Origin of the sequence: Deinococcus rhizophilus (assembly GCF_030271215.1) — a bacterium.
In the GTDB taxonomy this organism is placed as follows: Bacteria; Deinococcota; Deinococci; order Deinococcales; family Deinococcaceae; genus Deinococcus; species Deinococcus rhizophilus.
Genome location: NZ_JASNGB010000172.1, coordinates 1 through 6,604, shown reverse-complemented (window position 1 = coordinate 6,604; position 6,604 = coordinate 1). Strand labels below are relative to the sequence as shown.

8 protein-coding genes are annotated in these 6,604 nt (G+C 72.4%); 6 read left to right on the top strand and 2 right to left on the bottom strand.

The window, feature by feature from the left end; genetic code table 11:
* Positions 1–334 (top strand): HRDC domain-containing protein (locus QOL99_RS14045; RefSeq protein WP_285524734.1); only part of this gene is annotated, 334 nt, incomplete at its 5' end.
* A 13-nt stretch (positions 335–347) separates the two neighbouring features.
* Here QOL99_RS14045 and QOL99_RS14040 read toward each other — a convergent pair.
* Positions 348–1,727 carry an MFS transporter gene (locus tag QOL99_RS14040; protein WP_285524732.1) on the bottom strand — a complete coding sequence of 460 codons (1,380 nt, stop codon included), beginning with the start codon at positions 1,725–1,727 and terminating at the stop codon, positions 348–350.
* A 114-nt stretch (positions 1,728–1,841) separates the two neighbouring features.
* On the bottom strand, positions 1,842–2,774 hold the full coding sequence (locus QOL99_RS14035) for a hypothetical protein (protein WP_285524731.1): 933 nt from the start codon (positions 2,772–2,774) through the stop codon (positions 1,842–1,844).
* A gap of 244 nt (positions 2,775–3,018) precedes the next feature.
* Here QOL99_RS14035 and QOL99_RS14030 point away from each other — a divergent pair, with 244 nt between their 5' ends.
* The 5 genes from QOL99_RS14030 to QOL99_RS14010 form a co-directional block, all read left to right on the top strand.
* Positions 3,019–3,738 (top strand): SDR family oxidoreductase, encoded by a 720-nt coding sequence (locus QOL99_RS14030; RefSeq protein ID WP_285524729.1) that lies wholly within the window; start codon positions 3,019–3,021, stop codon positions 3,736–3,738.
* Between the two features lie 118 nt (positions 3,739–3,856).
* On the top strand, positions 3,857–4,288 hold the full coding sequence (gene smpB / locus QOL99_RS14025; RefSeq protein ID WP_285524727.1) for an SsrA-binding protein SmpB: 432 nt from the start codon (positions 3,857–3,859) through the stop codon (positions 4,286–4,288).
* Between the two features lie 44 nt (positions 4,289–4,332).
* Complete coding sequence (locus QOL99_RS14020) at positions 4,333–5,688, top strand: N-acetylmuramoyl-L-alanine amidase (RefSeq protein ID WP_407650194.1); 1,356 nt, start codon at positions 4,333–4,335, stop codon at positions 5,686–5,688.
* Positions 5,685–6,227 carry a GerMN domain-containing protein gene (locus tag QOL99_RS14015; RefSeq protein ID WP_285524724.1) on the top strand — a complete coding sequence of 181 codons (543 nt, stop codon included), beginning with the start codon at positions 5,685–5,687 and terminating at the stop codon, positions 6,225–6,227. Before QOL99_RS14020 ends, QOL99_RS14015 begins: the two co-directional genes overlap by 4 nt.
* A gap of 17 nt (positions 6,228–6,244) precedes the next feature.
* The coding region (locus QOL99_RS14010; RefSeq protein WP_285524721.1) for an AAA family ATPase at positions 6,245–6,604 on the top strand (360 nt) is incomplete at its 3' end.

Here is a 6,604-nt window from a genome sequence, read left to right as displayed (position 1 = left end):
CCCGGCCCCCAGCGCCCCGCCCGTGCGCCCCCGCCCGGAAGCTCCGGCCTCCTCACGTCCCGACGCGCTGTTTGCACAAGCCACAGGTGACACGCCACACGCCTCCCCCAACCCCGAGGTCGCCGAGGCCCTGCGCGAACTGCGCCGCGAACTCGCCCGCGAGACGGGGCACAGCGCCTTCGTGATCTTTCCGAACGCCACGCTGGAGGCCCTCGCCGCCCGGCAGCCGCGCACGCTGGCCGAGCTGGAGGGGGTACCGGGCCTGGGGCCGAAGCGCATCGAGGCTTACGGGGAGCGGATCGTGGACGCGGTGCGGACGGCGCTGGACGGATAGCGGGGAGCGCCCCTCAGTCCGCCGCCCCCGCCTGCACGGGCCGCACCGCCCGCAGCCGCAGGCTCAGCACCAGCCCGCCTGCCACCAGCGCCAGTGCCAGCACGTAGGCCCGCCGCAGCCCCTCGGCGAGTTCGGGGCCGCCCGACAGGATCGCGGCGGGGCCGATCAGGAGGGCCATCAGCGCCACCCCCAGCGCCCCGCCCATCTGCCGGGCGAACAGCACGCCGCTCGTCACCGCGCCGAGTTCCTCGCGCTCGGCCCGCTCCTGCGCCGAGAGCAGCAGGCTCAGCATGGCGAAGCCCATCCCCATCCCCACCACGAAGCCCAGCACCGACGTGACCCACAGCGGCGCGTGGACCACGAAGGTGAGCGCCGCGAAGGTCCCCGTCAGGACCAGGAAGCCCACCTGCGAGAGCCGGGCGAGGGGCACCCGGTTGAGCAGCCGCGCCGCGAGGATGCTGGTCAGGGTCCAGCCCACCAGCATGGGCGTGAGGATGGCCCCCGCACCCGTGGCACTCCCGCCGCCCACCCCCTGCGCGTAGAGGGGCAGGTAGGCGATCACCCCGAAGTAGGCCGCTCCACCCAGCAGGTTCCCCGCGAAGGCGATGGCGGTCGTGCGCTGCCGCAGGGCCCCCATCGGCAGGAGCGGGGCGGGGTGCCGCCGCTCGACCATCACCGCCGCGAGCAGGGCCAGCAGCCCTGCGCCCACCATCGCCCACGCCCGCGACTCCAGCCCCCACACCGTCAGGCCGCTGCCCAGCGTGAACAGCGCCGCTCCCGCCCAGTCCAGCCGCGCCGGGTGTGGGGTGCCCGTCTCGCGCAGATGGCGCAGGGCGATCAGCAGCGCCGCCACGCCGAAGGGCAGCGAGGCGTAGAAGGTCCAGCGCCACGACAGCACGTCGGTCAACCACCCGCCCAGCAGCGGCCCCAGCAGCCCCGACAGTCCCCACACCCCGCTGATGAAGGCCTGTACCCGCCCGCGCTCGGCCAGCGAGTACGTCTCCCCGATGATGGTCAGCGTGAGGGGCAGCACCGCCCCCGCCCCCAGCCCCTGCAGGGCCCGTGCCCCCACCAGCCAGCCCATGCTCTGCGCGAGGCCGCACAGGGCGCTGCCCAGCAGAAAGAGCACCACGCCCACGAGGTACAGCCGCCGCCGCCCCACCACGTCCGAGGCGCGGCCCCACAGCGGGCTCGACACCGTGCTCGTCAGCAGGTAGACCGCGAAGGGCAGCGCGTAAAGCCGCTGTCCCCCCAGGTCCGCGATCACGCTGGGCATGGCGGTCGCCACCACGCTGGACTCCAGCGCCGCCAGAAAGACCCCCAGAATCAGGCCCGAGGTCGCGAGTTGCCGCGCCCGCCGGGCCTGCGGGGAGAGGGGGGCCGCTTCAGTCATGGCGAGCAGGCTACTCCCCTCCCTGACCTGAAACCGCAGGCCAATACTCCATCAAGGGAAAAACAGAGCATCGAAAACCGCCCCCCATCAGGAGGGCGGCGGGATACGGGGGGCTCAGCGGCGGTCGGTGGGCAGCGCGGTGATCGCGGGGTGGGTCGCGGCGCCGCGGGCGCCCAGCCACGAGAGCAGCAGGGTCAGTCCGGCGGCCAGCAGCCAGCCCAGGCCGGTCGTGCGGGCGGTGGCGCGGGCGGTTTCCTCGGCGGTCTCGGCGACCTGCTGGGCCTGCTGCTCGAGGCGGTTGACCTCGTTGTTCACGACCGTGCGGACTTCCTCGGCCTGCGCGGTGCTCAGGCCCTGACGCTCGAGGCGGGTCACGAACTGCTCGCCGGTCAGCGCGTTGCGAATCGCGTTCACGCGGGCCGTGGCGAAGTCGGGCAGGTTCGCGAGGTCCTGCTGCCCGAGGTCATAGCGGGTGCGGCGGAAGATACCAGTCACCACGTCCGAGGCGGCGTCGACCTGCGTCTCGTTCAGGCTGGGGCTCTGGCTGGCGATCAGTTCCTCGACGTCGTCGCGGGTGATGCCGTCCACAAAGTTCTGGAGCCCGGCCGGGGCCTGCGCGTCGGTGTTGGCTGCCGTGCTGGTGGCCGCGCCCACGACGCTGCTCACGGCGTTGGTTGCCAGTCCCAGCAGGCTGCGCGCCGCCCCGAACAGGGTGTAGGTCAGCAGCAGCACCAGCAGGCCGCCCGTGATCAGTCCGGTCAGCGAGGCGTCTTCCGGGGTCATGGCGGCGATGCCGTCGTCGTTGCGGGTCGAGGGAGCGCTGGCCCGCACCGCCGTGCGCCCGGCGGCCCACGCTCCGGCGAGCGCGGCGATGGCCGTCCAGATCGCGGCCTGGATGCCAGTGCCCGTCAGGGTGATGCCGGTCAGCGCCGTGATCACCAGGCCCAGGGCCAGCACGGTCAGGGTCGTGACCAGTCCCAGCACGACGCCCGCGAGGACGCCGCGCCAGCTCAGGCGACGGGAAAGTCGGTCGGTGTTCAGGGTCATAGGGCCTCCTGGGTGCGGGCCAGGAAAGAGAGTGGAGTGTCCAGCAAGGGACGGTCCCGCCCGCATTCACCCTTCACCCTAAGGGGCGATCTGCGGCCCTGGCGCCCCCGCTCGCTTAATGTCATTCTCACACCAAGGGGAGCGCGGGCGCGGCCACCGCCCCCTCCATGCGGCCCCGGCACGGACTTGAGCGGCCCTTCACCTGTTCTGCCCGGCGTCCGGCGGGCGCGTTACTTTGGCGGGTATGACGCAGCAGACACCAGCGGGGCAGGGCAGGAGCGCCTTCATCACGGGAGCCAGCAAGGGCATCGGGCTGGAGGTGGCGCGGGCCCTCGCGGGCGCCGGGTACGCCGTGACCATCACCAGCCGCAAGCAGGGCGAGATCGAGGCCGCCGCCCGCGAGATCGGCGGGGGAGCGCGGGGCGTGGCCTGCGACGTGCGCGACCCGCAGGCCCTCCAGCAGGCGGTAGACGCCCATGTGGAGGCGTTCGGCGGTCTCGACGTGCTGTTCGTCAACGCGGGGCTGGGCCACTTCGCCAACATCGGGGACTTGACGGTCGAGCAGTGGCAGGAGGTGATCGACACCAACCTCAGCGGGGCCTTTTACACGGTCAAGGCGGGCCTGAACGCGCTCAAGCGCCGGGGCGGGTACATCTTCACCCTGTCGAGCCTCGCGGGGAAAAATCCCTTCGCGGGCGGCGGGGCCTACAACGCGAGCAAGTTCGGCCTCAACGGGCTGTCGGAGGTGCTGACCCTCGACCTGCGGCAGCACGGCATCAAGGTGACGCAGATCATGCCCGGCAGTGTGGCGACCCACTTTAACGGGCACACGCCCAACGAGCAGGACGCCTGGAAGATCCAGCCGGAGGACATCGCGCAGCTCACCCTCGACCTGCTGGCGATGCCGGAGCGCACGCTGCCCAGCCGGATCGAGGTGCGGCCCAGCCGCCCGCCGCAGAACTAGGAAATAGCTGGAGAAAAGGCCCCGCCCCCTCTTGCCCCTGGCCCCGCGCCGGGGGCTTTGCCCTGTGCCCCGTTCCCCTGTGCCTGTGCCCCGCCCCCTTCCCGCGATTTGCCCTAGAATGCCCCGCGTGTACACGAACCGCCGCGCACACCACGAGTACGAGTTGCTGGAGCGCTTCGAGGCGGGCATTGCCCTGATGGGCAGCGAGGTCAAGAGCATCCGGGCAGGCGGCGTGGATTTCCGGGACGCCTTCGCGCGGCTCACGAACGGCAATATCGAGCTGGAGGGGTTGTACATTCCGACGTATACCGAGGCCACCTACAACAACCACGAGCCCCGCCGCGCCCGCAGGCTGCTGCTGCACCGCGAGGAGATCGGCAAGCTGAAGCGGGCGCTGGAGCAAAAGGGCCTGACCCTGGTGCCGACGAGGCTCTACCAGAAGGGCCGGGTCTTCAAGGTCGAGCTGGCCCTCGCCCGGGGCAAGAAGCTGCACGACAAGCGCCGCGCCGAGGCGGAAAAGACCCTGCGCCGGGAGCTGCGCGAACTGTGAGGGGGGCCTTTGCCAGACCGCTGCTGCTCTCGGTCGCCCTGCTGATGGTGGGGCTGGCGGGAGCGCAGATCGCCTTCTCGCGCCTGAACCTCGCCGGACAGCAGGTCCAAAGCGTGAACCTCTACGGGGCCGAGTACGCCAGCCAGGGCGTGCTGGACCGGGTGGTGCGCATCAGCCGCGAGGGGCCGATTATCCGGGTGGAGGGCTACGGACACGTCCTGCTGCTTCCCCTCGACGAGGACCCGCAGCGGGCCGCGACGACCTTCAACACCGTGCAGCTGGACACCGACCGGGTCAAGGCCCGCACCGCCACGCTGCTCAACGGCAACCTCTACCTGCCGCTGGACACGCTGGCGCGGGGGCTGGGGGCGGAGTACCGCGCCGGGAACTTCCGGGTCATTCCGGCCCGCCTGCAGGGGGTCAGCAGCCGCGCGGGGGCCAGCAGTGACCGTCTGGTGCTGGACCTCACCCGCGACGTGAGCTTCAGCGACGAGCTGCGCGGCACCACCGTCACCGTGACGCTGGAGGACGTGCAGGGGGACGCGCGGCGCTACACCACGCGCGGGGCCTTTGTGCCACGGGCGCAGGTGGCCCGCGACGGGGACGACCTGAAGCTCAGCTTCACCCTGCCGCCCGGCAGCGGCTACCGGGTCTACCGGGTGGTGCGGGCGGGCGGGTCCCGTCTGGTCGTGGACGCGGGACCGGGGATTCCCTACACCAGCCCGGCCCTGCTGGAGCGCATCTCGCGCCCGCTGATCGTGCTGGACCCCGCCCGCGTGCCTGATCTCGGGCGCGACGTGACGCTGGACGTGGCCCGCCGCGCCGCCGAGCTGCTCAGTCAGGCGGGGTGGCAGGTGCGCCTGACCCGCGACGGCCAGAGTGCCCTGGGCCTGAACCAGAAGCTCGCGCTGGCGCGGCGCAGCGACGTGTACCTCGCGCTGGACCTGGGGCGCTTTCCCGGCACCGACCGGGGCGGCGTGACCGTCTACGAACCGACCGGCCGCGCGACCGCGCAGATCGTGGAGGCGGTGCGCTCGGGCGGCAAGGCCCCCTACATCGACCTTGCCATCGGGGGGGCGGGGGGCACCCGGCGCCTCAGCGAGTTGCTGCGCGGGGAGCTGAAGGGCGGCGGCGTGACCGCGCAGGCCGAGACGGTCAGCCGCACGCTCACGCTGGGCGAGGCCCCACAGGCCGCGCTGCTGCTGGAACTGGGCTGGGTGGGCAACGAGGACGACCGCGCCGACCTTGCCTCGGCGGGGCGGCTGCGGGCGATGTCGGTCGCCGTGGCCCGCTCGGTGGCGACCTACCTCACCGCCCGCGCCGCAAATGCCGGGCGCACGGTGTCGGGCACGCCCGCCGACGGTCCACAGGCCAGCGGCGCGGCGGGAGCGGGCCAGTGAAGCGCCTCTTTTCCCTGTTCAATGTGGTCAGCGCGGCCCTGCTCGCCGCCGCCGCCTACGCCTACACCGAGGTGCAGCGGCCCCCGGCGACGCCCGAACCCCCCAGGCTCCAGCTGCAGGAGCGGCAGTCCAAGCCGGTCAAGGTCTACTTCAGTGACGCGCAGGTCCAGACCATGAAACCTGAGACCCGCAGCGTTCAGGTCACCCAGGACAGTCCCTCGGCCACCGCGCAGGCGGCGCTGCGGGCCTGGGCCAACGGACCGCAGACGGGGGGGTCGCTTCCGGTCGTGCCCAAGGGCAGCCCGGCGCCGAACGTGTGGCTGCGCGGCACGCACGTCTACGTGGACCTGCCGGAGAGCTACCAGCGCCTGCGCTACGGCACCAGCGGCGAGCGGATGCTGCTGTGCACGCTGACCCGCACCCTGCTGGAGGTGAGCGGGCAGGACGTGACCTTCCTGGTCGGCGGCAAGAACGTGGCGACCCTGTGGCACCTGGACCTGAGTGAGCCCTACCGCGCCCAGGACTGCACCGACCAGTGATCCGGCGCCCCTGACCCATGCTCCGCAGCATCACCCTCCACGGCTTCAAGAGCTTCGCCGACCGCACCCGGCTGGAGTTCGGCCCCGGCGTCAGCGCCGTCATCGGGCCGAACGGCAGCGGCAAGAGCAACGTGGTGGAGGCGATTCGCTGGGTCACCCACGGAGCCAGGGCGCGTGAGCTGCGGGCCGGGCGCGGCACCGAGCTGATCTTTCACGGGAGCGGGGGCAAGGCGCCGCTGGGGCTGGCCGAGGTGCAGCTCGAACTCCAGACGCCGGAGGGCCGGGTCAACCTGTCGCGCCGGGTCTACCGCGACGGCACCGCCGAGCAGGACCTGGGGGGCCGCCCTGCCCGCGCCCGCGACGTGCAGTCGGCCCTG